Source organism: Sphingobium sp. SA2 (assembly GCF_032227065.1).
Lineage (GTDB): Bacteria > Pseudomonadota > Alphaproteobacteria > Sphingomonadales > Sphingomonadaceae > Sphingobium.
Genome location: NZ_JAPMXX010000001.1, coordinates 907,221 through 924,350, shown reverse-complemented (window position 1 = coordinate 924,350; position 17,130 = coordinate 907,221). Strand labels below are relative to the sequence as shown.

Below are 17,130 nucleotides of genomic sequence, written 5' to 3'. Positions count from 1 at the left end.
CCGGGCATTCAAGGCCCGGCCATTTTTTTTGAAGGTTCTGACGATGACCACACAGAGGATCGGGCGACTGAGATGGTGGATCATCAGTCTGGTCACATTGGGCACGGTCCTTAATTATCTTGCCCGCTCCTCCCTGTCGGTCGCTGCCCCGACCCTCAAGGCCACGTTCGACATGAGCACCCAGCAATATAGCTGGGTCGTCGCCGCCTTCCAGGCAGCCTATACCGTGTCCCAACCCTTGGCCGGGTTGGCGCTCGACTGGATGGGGGTGCGGCTTGGCTTCGCCTTGTTCGCGCTCGGATGGTCGGCGGCCAACTGCTGCCATGCCTTTGCAACCGGCTGGCCCAGCTTCGCGGTTTTCCGAGGGCTGCTTGGCCTGACCGAAGCGGCGGCGATCCCCGCCGGGATCAAGGTGGTGGGCGAGTGGTTTCCCCCGGTCGAACGCACGGTCGCCACCGGCTGGTTCAACATCGGATCATCGCTCGGTGCCATGATCGCACCGCCGGTCGTCGTCTTCTGCATCGCTGTCTGGGGGTGGCAATCCGCCTTCATCGTCACGGGCAGCGTCGGCTTCCTGTGGGCGGCCCTATGGTATTTCGGCTATCGCAACCCGGAAGATCATCCTCGCCTGAGCGCAAGCGAGCGCGAGCATATTTTGGGCGGGCGCGCGGCCGAAGAGGCGGCATCCGATGCCGCAGCGGGGGATACGCCGCTCGGCTGGCGCGTACTGATCGTACGCCGCGATTTCTGGAGCATCGCCATTCCGCGCTTTCTCGCTGAACCGGCATGGCAAACATTCAGCTTCTTCATTCCCCTCTATTTGGTTGAAGCGCGCGGCATGGACCTCAAGGGCATTGCCGCTTTCGCCTGGCTGCCCTTTCTCGCCGCCGACGCTGGGTCGATCATCGGCGGCTATTATGCGCCCTGGCTCATGCGGCGGTTCAACGTGTCGCTGCTGACATCGCGCAAGATCGTGATGACCACCGGCGCACTTTGCATGATCGGGCCGGGCTGTATCGGTCTAGCTGGCAGTCCGGCCATGGCCATCGCGCTCTTCTGCGTCGGCGGCTTCGCGCATCAGATGCTGTCGGGCGCGCTGCTCACGCTGTCGGCGGACCTGTTCGACCGCCGCGTCGTCGCCACGGCGACCGGCATGGCGGGCTCGGCGGCCTGGATCGGCGGCTTGAGCTTCTCGCTCGTGATCGGCGCTTTGGCTGACACGATCGGCTATGATCCGCTGTTCGCTTGCCTCGCTCTGTTCGATATTGCGGGTGCCGCCATCCTATGGACCCTGCTTCGTAAAAAGCCCTCCGCCATTTCGCTTCCGGCCTGACACCCAGGCGACGAAAGCACAGAAAAGGGCGCTGGAATAAGCCAATTCCAGCGCCCTTTTTCTTACGCGGTCATATTCCGACTATAGTGACCGGCCTTACCAGTTCCACATGGTTCCGTCGGCCAAGCGCGCCACCGGAAGATAGGCGGGCTTATAGGGATATTTCGCTGCCAGCTTTTCGTCGATATCGACGCCATGGCCCGGCGTATCGCCAACGAACATTTCGCCCGCTTCGAACCGGTAATCATGCGGGAATATGGCGTCGGTTTCGGGCGTATGGCGCATATATTCCTGAATGCCGAAATTGGGCACCCATGTGTCGAAATGCAGCGCCGTACCCATCGTCACCGGCGACAGGTCGGTCGCGCCATGGCTTCCGGTCCGCACCTGGTACAGGGCAGCAAGGTCGGCGATCCGGCGCAGATGCGTGACACCGCCTGCGCCGACCACCGTGCAGCGGATATAATCGATCAACTGGTTCTGGATCAGATCCTTACAATCCCAGATCGTGTTGAAAATCTCGCCGACGGCCAGCGGCGTCACCGTATGCTGGCGCACCAGCTTGAATGCTTCCTGATTTTCCGCCGGCGTGCAATCTTCCAGCCAGAATAGCTGATAGGGCTCCAGCATCTTGCCCAGATTGGCGGCTTCCTGCGGTGTATAGCGATGATGCCCATCATGCAGCAGATGATGATCGAAGCCATAAGTGGCGCGCAATTTCTCGAACAGCTTGGGCACATGATTGAGCGCCTTGCGCGTATCCCATCCCGTGACCGAGGGCAGCGCGGCATCGGCCGGTTCATAGAATAGCTTGCCGCGCCCGACGCCGTAAGCATCCTTGATGCCCGGCACGCCCGTCTGCGCGCGGATCGCCTTATAGCCCATGTCGATATAGTGGCCGACCGCATCGACCGTTTCTTCAATATCGCTGCCATTGGCATGACCATAGACCATGATGCCGTCCCGGCTCTTGCCACCCAGCAGGTCATAGAGCGGCATGCCCGCCATCTTGCCCTTGATGTCCCACAGCGCGGTATCGACCGCGCTCACGGCGCGCATCGTCACCGGCCCGCGCCGCCAATAGGCACCGCGATACAGATACTGCCAGATATCCTCGATTCGGCGCGGGTCCATGCCGATCAGGCAGGGAATGACATGGTCCTCCAGATAGGAGACGACCGCCAGTTCACGGCCGTTGAGCGTTGCATCGCCAATGCCATAGACACCCTGGTCGGTTTCGATCTTGAGCGTCACGAAATTACGCCCCGGACAGGTGACGATGACGCGCGCTGATTGAATTTTCATGAGATACTTCCCTCACCAGTGGCCATAGTTGGCAATTACCGTTAGTGTCACTCTTGCCGATTTCAACAAAATTGGTAAGGCCTATTTTCAGGCGAGGGTAGAAAAATGATTGAGACAGGCAAAAGCGCCGGTGGATCGGTCCCGATGGACGGTACCGAGCGGCTATATCAGAAGCTGGCACGCCGATTGTTCGAGGATCTGGCGACCGGCCGCTATGCGATTGGCGACCGCCTGCCGGCCGAGCGCGAGCTGTCGGTCATGCACGGCGTCAGCCGTCCGGCCGTACGTGAGGCGATGATCGCGCTGGAAGTCCAGGGGTTGATCGAAGTGCGGATCGGGTCTGGTGCCTATGTCCGCGCGCTGCCGGGTGATCAGGACCGGCCGGGCTTTACCGTCACCGCCTTCGAACTGATGGAGGCGCGCCTGTTGGTCGAAGGCGAAGCGGCGGCGCTGGCCGCAGTCAACATCCGCGACGACGAACTGGAAGAACTCGACCGGTTGGTCCTGAAAATGTCGGAGGAAAATCTCCTCCCCGGCGTCAGCACTGAAGCCGATCGCGCCTTCCACCTGCTCATCGCTTCGGCCACGCGCAACGCGGTGATCCACAATCAGGTGGAGGAAATGTGGCGCTTGCGCTCGACCTCGCCCGACTGCGCACTGCTGCTCGAAAAGGCGCGCACCGCCAATATCCAGCCCGTGGTGGCGGAACATAGCGTCGTGCGCGATGCTCTCCATGCCCGCGATCCCGCCGCCGCCAGGGCCGCGATGCGCGCGCATCTAGGCTCGGTCATCGACCATCTGCTGTTCACGATCGAGGAAGATGCGATCGAGGACGCCCGCCGCACCATCGCTTCCACCCGTGCGCGCTATGCCCGCGCCGCAACCCTATAGGTTTCGTTCATGCGTCCGCTGATTCTGCATCCAGACCGTCTGTTCCCGACCGATCCGTCCGTCCGGCCGATTGCGCGCCGCCTCTATGAAGCCGTCGCAGGCCTGCCGATCATCAGCCCGCATGGCCATACCGACCCGCGCTGGTTCGCGCAGGATCAGCCCTTCGGCAATGCCAGCGAATTGCTGCTGACGCCCGACCATTATGTCTTTCGGATGCTCTACAGCCAAGGCATATCGCTCGACACGATCGGGCTGGTGCCCAAAGGTGGCGAGGGCACCTCTGTCGATCCGCGCGCGGCTTGGCGCATATTGGCGGAAAATTACACGCTGTTCCGCGGCACGCCCTCGCGCATGTGGCTCGACTGGGTCTTTGCCGAGGCTTTCGGCCTGACCGTTCAGCTCGAAGCGGCCAGCGCCGACCTTTATTATGACACCATTACGCAGGCGCTGGCGACCGAGGCCTTCCGCCCGCGCGCGCTTTATGACCGCTTCAATATCGAAGTGATCACGACCACGGAATCGCCGCTCGACGATCTCGCCCATCACGCCGCGATCCTTGCCGAAAATAATACCGCCGATGGCTGGAAGGGCAGGGTGCTGACCGCCTACCGGCCCGATCCCGTCATCGACCCGCAGTTTGACGGCTTTCGGGACAATCTGCGCAAACTGTCCGACCTGACCGGCGAAGATGCGTTCGACTATAAGGGCTATCTCGCCGCCCACCGCCAGCGTCGCGCCTTTTTCGCCAGCATGGGCGCGACCTCGACCGATCATGGCCATCCAACCGCCGCGACTGCGGATCTGACCGATGCAGAGGCGCAAGCGCTCTTCGCCCGCGTAACCGCCGATAGTGTGTCCGATGCCGACGCCGAACTGTTCCGCGCGCATATGCTGACCGTCATGGCCGGGATGAGCGTCGAGGATGGCATGGTGATGCAGATCCATCCCGGTGCCTATCGCAACCATAATGCGTCGCTCTTCGCGCGCTTCGGCCGCGACAAGGGGGCCGATATTCCGATGGCCACCGAATATGTCCATGCGCTGCGTCCCTTGCTCGGCCGCTATGGCAATGAAGCAAACCTCACCATCATCCTCTTCACGCTCGATGAAACCAGCTATGCGCGCGAACTCGCGCCGCTGGCGGGCCATTATCCCGCGCTCAAGCTCGGCCCCGCCTGGTGGTTCCACGACAGTCCCGAAGGCATGCGTCGCTTCCGCAACCAGATGACGGAGACGGCCGGCTTCTACAATACGGTCGGCTTCAACGACGATACCCGCGCCTTCCTGTCGATCCCGGCACGCCACGATGTCGCGCGGCGGATCGACTGTGGCTTCCTCGCCCAATGGGTCGCAGAACATCGCATGGAGGAATGGGAGGCCGCCGAACTGGCGGTAGACCTCTCCTACACGCTGGCCAAAAAGGCGTATAAGCTGTGAGACTGTCGCAAGAGAACATCGCCGCGCTGAACGCGGACGTCGAACGGCCGGGCTATGACCGCGAGGCTCAGGCCTGCGGCATCGTCCATTTCGGCATCGGCGCTTTTCACCGCGCGCATCAGGCGGTCTATACCGACGATGCCATGGCGGCGGGCGACCGCGATTGGGGCATCACCGGCGTATCGCTCCGTTCGGGCGATGTCGCCGATCAGATGGAGCCCCAGGATGGCCTGTTCACCGTGTCGGAACGCGGCAGTGGCAGCCCGTATACCCGCCTGATCGGCGCAGTGCAGCGCGTGATTGTCGCGCCGCGCGATCCCGCCGCCGTCGTCGCGGCGCTGGCCAGCAGCAGCACGCACATCGTCAGCTTCACCGTGACGGAAAAGGGCTATTGCCGCACACCGGCTGGCCAGCTTGATCTGGCCATGCTCGAACCGGAACTGGTCAAGGGCGCAACCCCCAGCAGCATCTACGGCTTCCTCGCCGCCGGGCTGGCGCGTCGACGCGCGGCCGGCATCGCGGGTCTGACGCTCGTAAGCTGCGATAATCTCGCGGAAAATGGCGCGGTCCTGTCCGGCCTACTCAACGCCTATCTCGATCGCGTCGATCCCGGCCTCGCCGCCTGGTTCCGCCGCGAATGCGCCTGTCCCTCCACCATGGTCGATCGCATCGTGCCCGCCGTCACCGATGCCGACCGCCAGCAGATCGCCGACACCATCGGCCTGGACGACGCCGCCGCCGTCATCACCGAACCCTTCCGCCAATGGGTGATCGAGGATCGCTTTGCCGGACCGCGCCCTCGCTGGGAAGTCGGCGGCGCGCAACTGGTATCCGATGTGCGTCAGCATGAAGCCGCCAAGCTGCGGATGCTCAACGGCGCCCACTCCGCGCTCGCCTATCTCGGTCTCGCCCAAGGCGATGACTTCGTGCATCAGGCGATCGCCGATCCCACCCTGCGTCCCCTGATCGAACGGCTCATGTGCAATGAGGCAGGCGCAAGCCTCGGCAGCGACCCCGGCCTCGACATCGACGCCTATGCCGCGCAACTGCTCGCGCGCTTCGCCAATCCGGCCCTGCCACACCGCCTCGCTCAAATCGCGATCGACGGGTCGCAGAAAATCCCGCAACGCTGGCTGGAGCCGCTGGCGGCTAACCTGGCCGCCGGGCGCGCCTGTCCCGCAACATTGAAAGCGCTGGCGGCCTGGATGCTTCATATCCGCGGCGACGTGCGACCGGTGGATGATCCCTTGGCCGCGCAGCTTGCCGCTTTATGGCAATCGGCCGGGACTGCGGGCATCGTCACCGCCCTGTTCGGCGAACAGGGGTTGTTCGCCGATCGCTGGACCGTGACCGACCAGAGCCGCGCTCTGCTCCAGGCCGAAGTGGATCAGATGGCGGCGGCCTGATCCGCGGCTTCAGCAATCTCATAATGGATGGGCTTGAAACTGCCGCCATTGGAATCAGGCGCTGAACAGGCGGTGAGGCCAATGATCAGGTCCATCTCCGCCCGAAAGCGGATATGATCGCCCGCCTTGCTGACGGGCGGCAGCACGCGCAGCTTGCCGTCCGGCGCGACCGGCACGTTCATGAAACAATTGAACGCAACCGGAATCGTATCTGGCTCGATCCCATAGGGCGCAAGCGCCTCGGCCAGATTGCCGAAGCAACCGCGATGCGGCTCCAGGTCGGGATAGAAATGGTAGAACGTGTCGATCGAACAGGGCGTCAGCAGAAAGTCATGACGGCCCACCGTATCCGCGATGATGGTCAGCATCACCTGCGACCGATTGGAATACAGCGCATGGCCGGTGGTCAGGCTGATTGTCTCGGCATAATCCAGCGTCCGCCCGGACGAGATGACCTCCCGCACATCGGCGGCATTATAGGCCAACAGGTCCGCCACCTGCTCGCCCTTGGGGTCAGTCACCGTCAACACGGCCCCACGCGGTAGCCGAAACGCCGCACCGCTCCGCTCGGCAATCACCTGCACGCCATCGGTCATGCTTTCTCTCCATGATATTCGAAGGGCGCGACCCATTGGTCACCCACCGCGCGCCCGGAATATTGCCGCGCCTCGCTATTTTCGCCGTGCCGCTCCAGCATGGGGTTGCGCGACCCGGCCAGCGCTTCGTCGCGCACCAATATCTTCTCGCGCATCGTCTCATATTTCCCTTCGGCGCGTAGTTGCTCGAACTGATCATGCAGGTTGAAGATCAAGGTGGGGTATTTGAACCGGCGCGCTGGCCTGCTGGCGCGCGGATGCAGGCCGACAATGAAATAGGCTTCGCCCCCGAAGCTTAGCGAAAAATGCGGATTGGTCGGATCGGCGCTGACCCGCTTGTCATAATCCTGGCCCCGCCATGCATCCTTGTCGCTCAACGACTGCACCCGGTCCCACAAGGCGCGCTCGAACGCCTCCTCCGACAGATCGTCCGGTCCTTCGAACACCGCCGCAAAGCTGCGGAACAGCCCCGGCTGGTCCTTATATGCGCTGGTAAAGCCCAGCAGCGCATCATGCACGCGCAAGTCGTCCCACGCGCTGTCAATGCGATTGCACGCCAGCGTCACAAGATTGCCCCGCGCCAGTGCGGCCTTCGCGCCGACGCAGGGGAAGGCGGGCGCAACGATATGGTCCTGCAACTCGGCTTCGAGTTGGACTTGGGACTTATGGGTCCAGGGAAACATGCTGCATTCCGTTTCATTGTCTGCGTCGGGCGGAGCAGGCGCTCCCGACTGGGGCGACCCACTTTCAACCGTTCGACTGTCCGTTTGTTTCGGCTGCGATAACGTCTCGACCCCAAAATTGGTCGCACCCGTCGCACGGGAATCGGACTGATACAGATTAGTGCGCCCCGCTTGGCGTCGCGTCCGGGTCTGGGCTGGGCTCATCGGGATCGCGCCCGCGGCTCCGGTCGAGCAGCCGCATCGCCGGTGTCACGGTCAGCCCATGCAGCAGGATCGACAGCACAGCAACCAGCCCGACGATCGCCCATAGCCGCTCGCCCGTCTCCAACGGCATATGATTGAGCCCATAGGCCAGATAATAGAATGACCCGACGCCACGAATGCCGAAAAAGGCCAAAGTCAGCTTCTCCGGCCACGCAGCCCGGAACCCGATCATAGCCAGCAGACCCGCCAGCGGCCGAACGATCAGGATGATGGCAAAGGCCGCCGCCACATCCGTCCATCGCAATGCGCTCAGCAACCCGTTGGCCAGCGCGCCGCCTAGCAGGATCAGCACCACCATCATCGCCAACCGTTCGATCTGCTCCGTGATATTGTGCATGGCATGGTTGAAATCATGGTCATGCTGCGACCTGCGCAGCGTCAAGGCCGTGACGAAGACGGCCAGGAAGCCATAGACGTTGATGATTTCGGTCAGCCCATAGGAGACGAACGTGGCGGCAATGGCGATAAGGCCATCGCCCGTCTTCGACAATTTCGTTTCCGCCGGAACATGATAGGTCAGCCAACCGAAGACCTTGCCGATCACCCAGCCGCCCGCGACACCGCCGCCAATCTCCCATAACACACTTTCCAGCACCCATTTCTGCGCCCATGGCTCACCGACCGATGCCGCCAGTCCAAGCGCCAGCGCCAGATTGACGAAGGGAAAGGCCAGCCCGTCATTCAGCCCCGCCTCGGACGTCAGGCCGAACCGCACCTCATCTTCCTCGCCCGTCTTGGGCGGCCCCACCTGCACATCGGCGGCGAGTACGGGATCGGTCGGCGCCAGACTCGCACCCAGCAGCAGCGCCGCGACCCAGGGCAGGCCCAGTCCCCACCCGCCGATCGCGGTGATCGCCACGATGCTGATCGGCATGGTGACGATCAGCAATCGCCAGGTCACCCCCCAGCGCCGCCAACTGAACGCCCGGTCCAGCTTCAACCCCGCCCCCATCAGCGCGATGATCACCACGAACTCAGTGAATCGCTCGGTAATGTCGGGATAATCCAGCGGCATCGGCCGCAGCGTGACGGCGGGAATGGAAAAAACGGCCGCACCAATCCCGATGCAGATGATCGGCAATGACAGGGGCAGTTTCTTCAACGCCAACGGCAGCCAGGCGACCAGGGCAATCAACACCCCCGCGCCAGTTAGCCAAAGGATATAGGGTTCGGGCGCGGAGAAATGGAGCATCGTTGCGTAACGGTCGGCGTGCCCAACCGTTCATCTCACACCCTTGCCCTCAGTCTTTTTTATTGCCCACGCCTTTCATATAGCGTTCCATGCCCTCCAGATAGGCCGGGTTGAGCATCAGCGCGCTGTTCGCCATGCGCTCGACATGCCGCCCCATGGAGGGGCCGACCTCGGCCGCCAGTTCGATCGCGATCTTGGCCGCGCCCATCTGCTCGGCATTCTGCTTGGTCAGGTGGCGGCAGAAATCCAGCGCCGCTTCGTCAAACCCTTCATCGGGCAAAACATCATGCACCAGCCCCATGACGAGGGCGCGGTCGGCATCCGCCTTCTGGTTGCCCATGATCAGCCAGCGCGCCCAATGCGGCCCGCAGATGCGCGTCAGGCGGCTGACGCCATTGGACGCGGGCAATACCCCGAACAAGCCTTCGGGAAAGGAAAAGGCAGCGGATTTCGCCGCCAGCCGGAAATCGCACGACAGCGCCATTTCCAGCCCACCACCGACGCAGGTCGCATGAATGGCGCTGACGATCGGCTTTTCGATATGCTCCATCTCGTCATAGATGCGCTGCATGCCGTTGAGGTTGAGCCGATGATTTTCGCGAATGCCCGACGGGGTGCGCGGATAGTCAGGGTTGGTCCCGCTTTTCAAATCCGCGCCCGAACAGAAATAGCGCCCGGTCGCGCGGATCAGCATCACCCGCAATTCCGGCGTATCGCGAAAGCGCAACAGCGCTTGTTCGAACAGCGCCATCGTCTGCGCCGACAGGGCGTTCAACTTGTCGGGCCGGTTCAAAGTTACGATCAGGATGCCGTCCTGGTCCTGCGTGAGCAGATGCGGGGCGTCGCTCATATCGTCATCCTTCAGGCGCGGGTGCGCGGCAGGCCCAGCGCGCGCTCGGCAATCATGGAACGATGGACCTCGCTTGTCCCACCATAAATGGTCGCGCCCTGCGCGTGGCGGTAGAACATGTTGATCTCCGCCGCCGCCCCCTTGCGCTTGGACAGGGACAAGGGCGCGGTCAGGTCCAGCAAGTCGCGTGCATCGCTCTGGAACTTCTCGGAACTGAACATCTTGGCCATCGGTCCATAGGCCAGGTTCGGCTTCTTCTCCATGCTTGCCCAATTGGCGCGGAAGGCGATCAGTTCGGATGCCCACAGATTGGCCGCGGTGCGCGCCAGCCGCGCCTGCGCCCCGGCGTCGGCGATCAACGGCTGGCCATCGCACTGTATCTCCCGGCACAGCGTTTCGGCCGCATGCAGCATCGCGCGCTGATATTTGGCAAAGCCGCCACCATGCTCCAGTTCCAGGCTCGCGCTCATCGTCCGCACCCCGCCGTCGACCGCGCCCAGCCGCCAGCTATCGGGTATCTTCACTCCGTCATAGAAGGTGATGTTGGTGCGCTCGTCCTGAAAAGTATGGACCGGCTGGATCGTCACGCCTTCGGCCTTCAGCGGCACGATGAACATGGTCAGCCCCTTATGCTTGGCCACGTCCGGGTTGGTCCGGCACAGCATCAGCACATAGGTCGACAGGTTCGCCCCGCTGGTGAACATCTTGGTCCCATCGATCCGCCAGCTACCATCGGCTTCCTGCGTCGCGCGGCACTGCGCGGCGAACACGTCGGACCCAGCGCCCGGCTCGGAATAGCCCAGCGAGCAGATGACTTCGCCGCGCATGATTTCGGGCAGGATCGCCGCCTTCAATTCCTCGCTGCCAAAGCGATGGACGATCAGCGCGACCATCTGCGTAACATTCGCAGCCGGATTATTATAACCCTCCGCTTCGAACGCATCCATCGCGGCGGTCTTTTCATAGGCGGAAAGCCCGCGCCCGCCGACATCCTGCGGCAAGCCCACATAGAGCAGATTCTGCGCCGCCAATTTGCGGTTGAGGACGGGGTTATAGCCCTCCCAGCTATAATGAAACGCCTCGCGCATTTCCGGCGTCACATGGGCGGCAAAGAAATCCTCTATCTCCTGGGTGATGGCGCGCGCGTCTTCGCCCAGATCGAAATTGACCGACATGTCGCCCGCATCAGGCAAGGCCGCCTGCTCGCCTGCATAGAGTCGTCGCCCGGCCTCGCCGATCAACCGCTGCGGATCGCCCAGCAACAAAGGCCAGGCCTTGGCGCGCAGGTTGAACAGGAAAATATCATATTCGGTGGTCAGGCCATAACCGCCAAATGTGTGCAGCGCCTGTGCCACCGCCCGGCCCGCCGCATCGCTGTTCCACCAGGCGGCAATGCTGATCGCCGCTCCCGCCTCCGGCGCGCCATCGGCAATGTCGCGGATCGCCTTCCACACCAGGAACTTGCCGCCGTCGACATCGCACAGCAAATCGGCGAGGGGGTGGGAAATCCCCTGAAATTGGCCGATATACTGATCGAACTGCTTGCGCTCGCACGCATAGGCCGCCGCCAGCTTCAACGCCTCGCGCCCGATCCCGGCTAGGCCAGCCGCGATCAGCAGTTTCCATTCCTCGATACCGCTGGCGAAGGTCGCAACGGCGTCCGCGCCGGACGCCAGCACGACCTGCGGCAAGGCGCCAAGGTCGATTTGTGCCATCGGCGTATCGGCCAAATTCTCCTCCGCCACGCGCGCGCCGTCCGGCACGTCGATCAGAAGGATGTCGTCACCCCGCCGCGCCACGACAGCCTGCACCACCTGACCTCCGCCGATCCACTGCACCGGTTGCGTAGCGATATCATGGAAGGCGATGCTCGCGACCGCTTCGCCCGCCATGACCCGGCCGAGCAGGTCGGTCGCCGCGTCGCCGCCCAGCAAAGCCAGCATCCGCGCCACCACCAGTGTTTCGGCCAGCGGCCCCGACACCAAGGTCCGGCCCGCTTCCTCCATCAAAATCACGGCATCGAACAGGCCGAGCCCCAGGCCGCCTGCTTCTTCCGGCACGCGGATCGACAAGGCGCCCAATTCCGCCAAACCCGTCCACAGCGCGGGATCGAAACCCGAAGGTGCCGCCGAGCGCACCCGCGCGATGCTGCTATGTTCGTCCAGAAAGCGCACGAACATGTCGCGCATCATTTCCTGGTCATCGGTCAGGTCGAAATTCATGGGACTATGCCTCTACTCTCAATCCTCCCCTGTAAGGGGAGGGGAACATGGTGGGCGTGTCTGCCCCCTAACCCTGCGCAGGCGCGGACCGGCGCATCATGACGCTCAGGTCCACTTGTCCGGTGGCGACCCCGCCCATGAAACCGCCATCGACCGGGAAAACGACGCCATTGACGATGCTCGCCAGATCGCTGTTGATCAGCACCAGCCCCGCCGCTTGCTCTTCCGGCGTCGAATAGCGCCCCATCGGCTCGGCGGCGGCGGCGACCACATCCTTGCCCGACGTCGCCTCGAACGCCGCCATCATCGGCGTCTGGGTGGGGGAGGGCAGGGTGCAGTTGATGCGGATACCCTGTTTGATCAAATGCGCGCCCATATACTGGGTCCACACGATCACATTCTCCTTGGAGAAGCTGTAGCCCTCCTTGACCGTGTCCATATTGGACTCGCACCAGGCGATCGCCGCGTCGAACCCCTTGGTGGTGACGAATTCCATATTGGTCGGAATCCGGCGGCTCCACCCCATCCCGCCGGTGGACGCGATGCTGACGATCGCGCCACCCGGTCCCATCAGCGGCAAGACCTGCTCGGTCAAATGACGCAGGCCGATGAAGTTCACCTTCATCACGTCCATCGCTGGAAAGGATTGCGGCAGTCCCGCACAGTTGAACAGCGCGTCCACCTTGCCGCCAATGCCTGCCACCGCCGCGTCGATCGAGGCCGGATCGCGCAGGTCGACATTGTGGAAAGACGCCAGCGGCAGCGCGCTGTCCTTATAGTCCAGCCCATGCACCTCCGCGCCGAGGCTCAGCAACAGTTTCGCGGTCGCTTCCCCCATGCCCGAAAAGCAGCCGGTCACGATCACGCGCTTGCCTTTGTAACCCAACAGGTCGCTCATCATACTCTCCGATTATATGGGAATGTCAGGCCTTGGCCGCCGGGGGCCAGCTGATGCGGCCATCCTCTTCTTCAACGAAGATAATGCGTTCGGGGCAGGCCCTCGCGCCATTTCTGGCGGCCTTCTCCATGCCTTCGGGAACAGTGAAGCCCTCGGTTTGGATATAGCCGTCATCGTCCAGCGGATAGAGGGTTGCGGACACGGCGGCACAGCGGGCATTGCCCACGCAACCGGCCTTTTCGATGCGGATCTTCATGCAGCCACTCCAGCGATACTTGTCTTCCTTAGAAAGGAGATTGGGAGACCGATCAACATGTCCAACCGCTCAATCGCCGCCACGATACGCAAGGGAGGCGTCCCAGCCAGCAATCGTCGGAGCGGTATATGGACCGGGGCTGCGCGACGCATTTGCCTTTATGCTCCATGCGCGCGAAACCGGGATAAATGATAAACAGATTTGCCGGAGACTTGCATGGATCACGCCCTCAGCCCCGCCGCACCGAAACCCGCCCATGTGCCCGACGCACTAGTCTATGATTTCGACATCCATGCCGATCCCGGCCTGCTCGACGATCCGCATGTCCGCATCATGGACCTGCTGCGCAACGCGCCGCCGGTATTCTGGACCCCGCGCAATGGCGGCGGCTGGATGATATTGACGCATGCCGCCAATTATGAGGCGTCACGCGATACCGAAGCCTTCTCCAGCGAATTTGTGCCGCAGGACAAGATGAAGGCGATGCTCGCCTCGCTGCCGCCTGGCGCGCCGCATATTCCCCAGCCGATCCCGATCACGCTCGATCCGCCCGAACACACCAAATATCGCCAGCCGCTGCAAAAAGTCTTTTCGCCCAAGACCATCTCGGCGCTGCGCGACAGCATCCGCGAGCTGGCCGGCGACCTGATCGAGGCGATCAAGCCTGATGGCCGCTGCGAATTCATGAGCGCGGTGGCTGAACCTTTGCCGGTACAGGTGTTCCTCAAGATGCTCGGCCTGCCGCTCGATCGGCTGCCCGAATATCGCGCCATCGTGAAGGAGCATATGGAAGCGATCGACGGCGATCGCGAAGGCTCGATGCGTCGCCTTCAAACGATCGCGGCGGCCATGCGCGACACGTTGCTGGACCGGCGCGACAATCCGCGCGACGACATCATCTCCATGCTCTGGAAGCTGGAAATTGATGGCCAGCCGACGACGCTCGCCGACATGGAAAATTACGGCGTGCTGCTCTTCATTGCCGGGCTCGACACGGTGATGAACGGCATGGGCCTCGCCATGCGCGGTCTGGCCGTGGACACCGATCTTCAGCGCAAGCTGCGCGCCGAACCCAAGCTGATCGCCGAAGCGGCTGAAGAAATGCTGCGCCGCTACACCTTCACCGTGCCGATGCGGGTCGTGAAGCGCCCCGTCGAACTGTCCGGGGCCAAGATGATGCCCGGCGACATGGTCAAATTGTTCCTGCCTGCCGCCGATCTAGACGCAAAGGAATTTCCGCAGCCCGACGTCTATGATCTCGATCGCGAAAACAACGTCCACATCGCCTTTGGCGTCGGCCCGCATCGCTGCCTCGGCTCGCATCTCGCGCGTGTCGAGCTGCAGGTTCTCTATGAGGAAATGTTGGCACGCATGCCCGAATTCCGGCTCGATCCCGATCATCCGCCGGTCTTCCATGGCGGCCATGTCATCGGCATCGAAAGCATGCACCTGGTCTGGGACGTCTGATCCATGGCCTGGCAGCGTTCGCGCCCGCGTCTCGACCGGGACAACCGCGCCTTCTGGACTGGCGGGGCGGAGGGGAAGCTGCACATCACCCGATGCGGTGACTGTGGCAACTATACCCATCCGCCACGCGAGCTGTGCCGCCATTGCCAGTCGGAAAATGTCGCGCCCCATGCGGTGGCGGGCACGGGCATCATCGACACCTACACTATCAATCACCAGGCCTGGGCCAAGGATATGGAGGTGCCCTTCGTCATCGCGCGGGTGAAGCTGGACGATGCGCCCGGCGTGTACCTCACCACCAATATCGTCGGCAGCCCGGTCGATGCGGTCGATATCGATGATCGCGTGCAGGTCGTGTTCGAGGAACAGGACGGCATCTGGTTCCCCCTGTTCGAAAAGGTCGCCTGACCATGGCGCAACGCGAAGCCTATATCAGCGGCATCGGCATGTCGGAGGTCGGGGTGCGCCTGACCCGCTCGCCGCTGCTGCTCACGGTCGATGCCGTGCGCGAAGCCATCGCCGACGCCGGGCTGACGCTCGATCAGATCGATGGCGTCGCCACCTATCCCGGCAAGATGCCGAGTTTCCTCGGCTTCTCGCCCGTCAGTTCGGACGACCTGATCGAAGTGCTGGGGCTGAAAACCCGTTGGCATATCGGTGCGGCGGAATCGACCGCGCAATTGGGGGCCATCATCGAAGCCGCCAATGCGGTGAAGGCAGGCCTCGCCCGCCACGTCCTCTGCTTCCGCACCGTTTATGAAGCCGCCGCGCTTGCCCGCCCGGAGGAGTTCCCGCCGATGGAACGGCGCAAGGATGTGTCGGGCAATTCCCAATGGGTCTCGCCCTTCGGTGCCTTCTCCGCCGCCAACTGGACCGCGCAGTTCGCGATGCGCCATATGAAACGCTATGGCCTCACCCGCGAGCAATTGGCGCAGGTTGCTTTGAACGATCATGCCAATGCCACGCTCAACCCGCGCGCGCTGGTCAAAAAGCCGCTAACGATGGACGATTATATGTCCGCCCGGATGATCAGTTCGCCCTTATGCCTCTATGATTGCGACCGCTTCACCGATGCCTCGACCGTGGTGATCGTCTCGGCGGGCGACGCGCTTGGCGACGTGAAGGCGACACCCATCCGCATCGCCGCGAGCGCGGGTTCGGTCGAACGCTATAGCTGGGACCAGGCCGAATGGGCGGGCGCCTATGCCACCGGGCGCGACCTGTGGAAGAACACGGACTACACGGTGGACGATGTCGATACCGTCCAGCTCTATGACGGCTTCGCTTTCCAGCCCATCACCTGGCTCGAAGGGCTGGGCTTTTGTCCCATCGGCGAAGGCGGTCAATTCCTCGAAGGCGGCACCCGCATCGCCCGTGATGGCGCGCTGCCGATGAATACCGGTGGCGGCCAGCTTGGCTGGGGCCGGCTCCACGGCTTCGGCTTCGCCTATGAATCGGTCGTCCAATTGCGTGGGGAGGGCGGCGCACGCCAGATCGGCGGCGATCCCCGCGTCGCCATCGCCACGTCAGGCGGCGGCCCCATGGCGGCGGCGCTGCTGCTGGCCAAGGACTAGCCTGTCATGGACAGTGCTACGCTCGACGCGCTGCCGGGCTTCCGGCGGCGTTTCCGCGTCACGCCTTCTGAGGGGGCGGTCATCGCCGCAGTCGAGGATGACTATCATTGCATGGCCGTCACCCTGCGCCATGACGGCACGCACGTCACTGGCGTCGACTCCCTCATGGAGCGCGTACCCTGGACCACTTGTCCCGGCGCGCCTGCTGTGCTGGCCGCGACCTTCACCGGTGTCGCACTGGTGGATGTCGCGGCGCGGGGAGAAAAAAAGGCCAATTGCACCCATTTGCACGATCTGGCCGTACTGGCCGCCGCCCATGCGGCGGACGATGAACCGATCCTCTACGACATCGTCGCTTGCGACCCCGTCGATGGCCTGGCGGTCGCGGAAATCCGGCGCGACGGCGCGCTACTGCTCAGGCTAACGCATCGCCAGCATATCCTGGAAGCCCCGGCCGCCATCGCCGGCCAATCGCTCCTGAAATTGCGCCCCTGGATCGACAGCCTCGAAGACCCGCAGCGCGAAGCCGCCCGCCTGCTGCAATGGGGCACGATCCTCGCCAATGGCCGCCTGATTCCTATGGAGCGGCAATCCACCGCGACGAAGGTGCCGCCCAACTGCTTCACCTTCCAGCCGGACAATGCCGTTCACGCCCGCCGCGTCGGCCAGGTCATCGATTTCAGCGGTGCGTCGCCGACCCCGCTCGACCATTTCGATGGTCACGCCTTCCACCCGCGATAGACGAAAAAAAGGGGC

General features: G+C 63.1%; 16 protein-coding genes. 8 read left to right on the top strand and 8 right to left on the bottom strand.

The features are described from left to right. Positions 1–43: 43 nt before the first annotated feature. Positions 44–1,333: an MFS transporter gene (locus OVY48_RS04520; protein ID WP_313921913.1), complete on the top strand. Its 1,290-nt coding sequence runs from the start codon at positions 44–46 to the stop codon at positions 1,331–1,333. Positions 1,334–1,429: 96 nt separating this feature from the next. Here the strand turns inward: OVY48_RS04520 and manD are convergent, their stop codons facing one another. Further along, the gene (gene manD / locus OVY48_RS04515; protein ID WP_037473547.1) at positions 1,430–2,638 is read right to left on the bottom strand and encodes a D-mannonate dehydratase ManD; all 1,209 of its coding nucleotides are present in this window, start codon (positions 2,636–2,638) and stop codon (positions 1,430–1,432) included. A gap of 105 nt (positions 2,639–2,743) precedes the next feature. Between manD and OVY48_RS04510 the strand changes: the two genes are divergently transcribed. From OVY48_RS04510 to OVY48_RS04500, 3 genes are read left to right on the top strand one after another with little or no spacing between them, the layout of a single operon-like run. Then, positions 2,744–3,529, top strand: coding sequence for a FadR/GntR family transcriptional regulator (locus tag OVY48_RS04510; RefSeq protein ID WP_069064365.1), 786 nt, complete (start codon positions 2,744–2,746; stop codon positions 3,527–3,529). Positions 3,530–3,538: 9 nt separating this feature from the next. Beyond that, on the top strand, positions 3,539–4,966 hold the full coding sequence (uxaC, locus tag OVY48_RS04505; protein WP_037473545.1) for a glucuronate isomerase: 1,428 nt from the start codon (positions 3,539–3,541) through the stop codon (positions 4,964–4,966). After that, positions 4,963–6,372, top strand: coding sequence for a mannitol dehydrogenase family protein (locus OVY48_RS04500; protein ID WP_076605457.1), 1,410 nt, complete (start codon positions 4,963–4,965; stop codon positions 6,370–6,372). The genes uxaC and OVY48_RS04500 overlap by 4 nt, the downstream gene beginning before the upstream one ends. On the opposite strand, the gene OVY48_RS04495 is transcribed toward OVY48_RS04500, so the two are convergent. The 7 genes from OVY48_RS04495 to OVY48_RS04465 form a co-directional block, all read right to left on the bottom strand. Further along, positions 6,354–6,968, bottom strand: coding sequence for a DUF1989 domain-containing protein (locus tag OVY48_RS04495; RefSeq protein WP_037473544.1), 615 nt, complete (start codon positions 6,966–6,968; stop codon positions 6,354–6,356). The genes OVY48_RS04500 and OVY48_RS04495 overlap by 19 nt on opposite strands. Then, positions 6,965–7,651 carry a guanitoxin biosynthesis heme-dependent pre-guanitoxin N-hydroxylase GntA gene (gene gntA / locus OVY48_RS04490; protein ID WP_037473543.1) on the bottom strand — a complete coding sequence of 229 codons (687 nt, stop codon included), beginning with the start codon at positions 7,649–7,651 and terminating at the stop codon, positions 6,965–6,967. The genes OVY48_RS04495 and gntA overlap by 4 nt, the downstream gene beginning before the upstream one ends. Positions 7,652–7,808: 157 nt before the next feature. Then, positions 7,809–9,107 (bottom strand): cation:proton antiporter, encoded by a 1,299-nt coding sequence (locus OVY48_RS04485; RefSeq protein WP_037473541.1) that lies wholly within the window; start codon positions 9,105–9,107, stop codon positions 7,809–7,811. 49 nt (positions 9,108–9,156) lie between these two features. Continuing rightward, a complete protein-coding gene (locus tag OVY48_RS04480; RefSeq protein WP_313921912.1) occupies positions 9,157–9,957 on the bottom strand; it encodes an enoyl-CoA hydratase/isomerase family protein in 801 nt (266 codons plus the stop codon). Between the two features lie 11 nt (positions 9,958–9,968). After that, positions 9,969–12,179, bottom strand: a complete 2,211-nt coding sequence (locus OVY48_RS04475) for an acyl-CoA dehydrogenase (protein ID WP_037473538.1) — start codon at positions 12,177–12,179, stop codon at positions 9,969–9,971. Between the two features lie 67 nt (positions 12,180–12,246). Beyond that, a complete protein-coding gene (locus OVY48_RS04470) occupies positions 12,247–13,077 on the bottom strand; it encodes a coniferyl-alcohol dehydrogenase (RefSeq protein WP_069064358.1) in 831 nt (276 codons plus the stop codon). 25 nt (positions 13,078–13,102) lie between these two features. Further along, complete coding sequence (locus OVY48_RS04465) at positions 13,103–13,333, bottom strand: ferredoxin (protein ID WP_037476715.1); 231 nt, start codon at positions 13,331–13,333, stop codon at positions 13,103–13,105. 216 nt (positions 13,334–13,549) lie between these two features. On the opposite strand from OVY48_RS04465, the gene OVY48_RS04460 reads away from it, so the two are divergent. The 4 genes from OVY48_RS04460 to OVY48_RS04445 are packed head-to-tail and all read left to right on the top strand — an operon-like array spanning position 13,550 to position 17,115. Then, complete coding sequence (locus tag OVY48_RS04460; RefSeq protein ID WP_037476717.1) at positions 13,550–14,800, top strand: cytochrome P450; 1,251 nt, start codon at positions 13,550–13,552, stop codon at positions 14,798–14,800. A 3-nt stretch (positions 14,801–14,803) separates the two neighbouring features. Continuing rightward, on the top strand, positions 14,804–15,208 hold the full coding sequence (locus OVY48_RS04455) for a Zn-ribbon domain-containing OB-fold protein (RefSeq protein WP_037476718.1): 405 nt from the start codon (positions 14,804–14,806) through the stop codon (positions 15,206–15,208). Next, complete coding sequence (locus tag OVY48_RS04450) at positions 15,205–16,374, top strand: thiolase family protein (RefSeq protein ID WP_037476719.1); 1,170 nt, start codon at positions 15,205–15,207, stop codon at positions 16,372–16,374. Before OVY48_RS04455 ends, OVY48_RS04450 begins: the two co-directional genes overlap by 4 nt. Before the next feature lie 6 nt (positions 16,375–16,380). Continuing rightward, the gene (locus tag OVY48_RS04445) at positions 16,381–17,115 is read left to right on the top strand and encodes a DUF2889 domain-containing protein (RefSeq protein WP_037476720.1); all 735 of its coding nucleotides are present in this window, start codon (positions 16,381–16,383) and stop codon (positions 17,113–17,115) included. Positions 17,116–17,130: the final 15 nt, after the last annotated feature.

What these genes read in the sequence shown, in the direction of transcription:
- OVY48_RS04510 (WP_069064365.1), top strand. Translation starts at nt 2,744, where the DNA reads ATGATTGAGACAGGCAAAAGCGCCGGTGGATCGGTCCCGATGGACGGT.
- OVY48_RS04485 (WP_037473541.1), bottom strand. Translation starts at nt 9,107, where the DNA reads ATGCTCCATTTCTCCGCGCCCGAACCCTATATCCTTTGGCTAACTGGC.
- OVY48_RS04495 (WP_037473544.1), bottom strand. Translation starts at nt 6,968, where the DNA reads ATGACCGATGGCGTGCAGGTGATTGCCGAGCGGAGCGGTGCGGCGTTT.
- OVY48_RS04475 (WP_037473538.1), bottom strand. Translation starts at nt 12,179, where the DNA reads ATGAATTTCGACCTGACCGATGACCAGGAAATGATGCGCGACATGTTC.
- OVY48_RS04470 (WP_069064358.1), bottom strand. Translation starts at nt 13,077, where the DNA reads ATGAGCGACCTGTTGGGTTACAAAGGCAAGCGCGTGATCGTGACCGGC.
- OVY48_RS04480 (WP_313921912.1), bottom strand. Translation starts at nt 9,957, where the DNA reads ATGAGCGACGCCCCGCATCTGCTCACGCAGGACCAGGACGGCATCCTG.
- manD (WP_037473547.1), bottom strand. Translation starts at nt 2,638, where the DNA reads ATGAAAATTCAATCAGCGCGCGTCATCGTCACCTGTCCGGGGCGTAAT.
- OVY48_RS04455 (WP_037476718.1), top strand. Translation starts at nt 14,804, where the DNA reads ATGGCCTGGCAGCGTTCGCGCCCGCGTCTCGACCGGGACAACCGCGCC.
- uxaC (WP_037473545.1), top strand. Translation starts at nt 3,539, where the DNA reads ATGCGTCCGCTGATTCTGCATCCAGACCGTCTGTTCCCGACCGATCCG.
- OVY48_RS04460 (WP_037476717.1), top strand. Translation starts at nt 13,550, where the DNA reads ATGGATCACGCCCTCAGCCCCGCCGCACCGAAACCCGCCCATGTGCCC.
- OVY48_RS04445 (WP_037476720.1), top strand. Translation starts at nt 16,381, where the DNA reads ATGGACAGTGCTACGCTCGACGCGCTGCCGGGCTTCCGGCGGCGTTTC.
- OVY48_RS04465 (WP_037476715.1), bottom strand. Translation starts at nt 13,333, where the DNA reads ATGAAGATCCGCATCGAAAAGGCCGGTTGCGTGGGCAATGCCCGCTGT.
- OVY48_RS04520 (WP_313921913.1), top strand. Translation starts at nt 44, where the DNA reads ATGACCACACAGAGGATCGGGCGACTGAGATGGTGGATCATCAGTCTG.
- gntA (WP_037473543.1), bottom strand. Translation starts at nt 7,651, where the DNA reads ATGTTTCCCTGGACCCATAAGTCCCAAGTCCAACTCGAAGCCGAGTTG.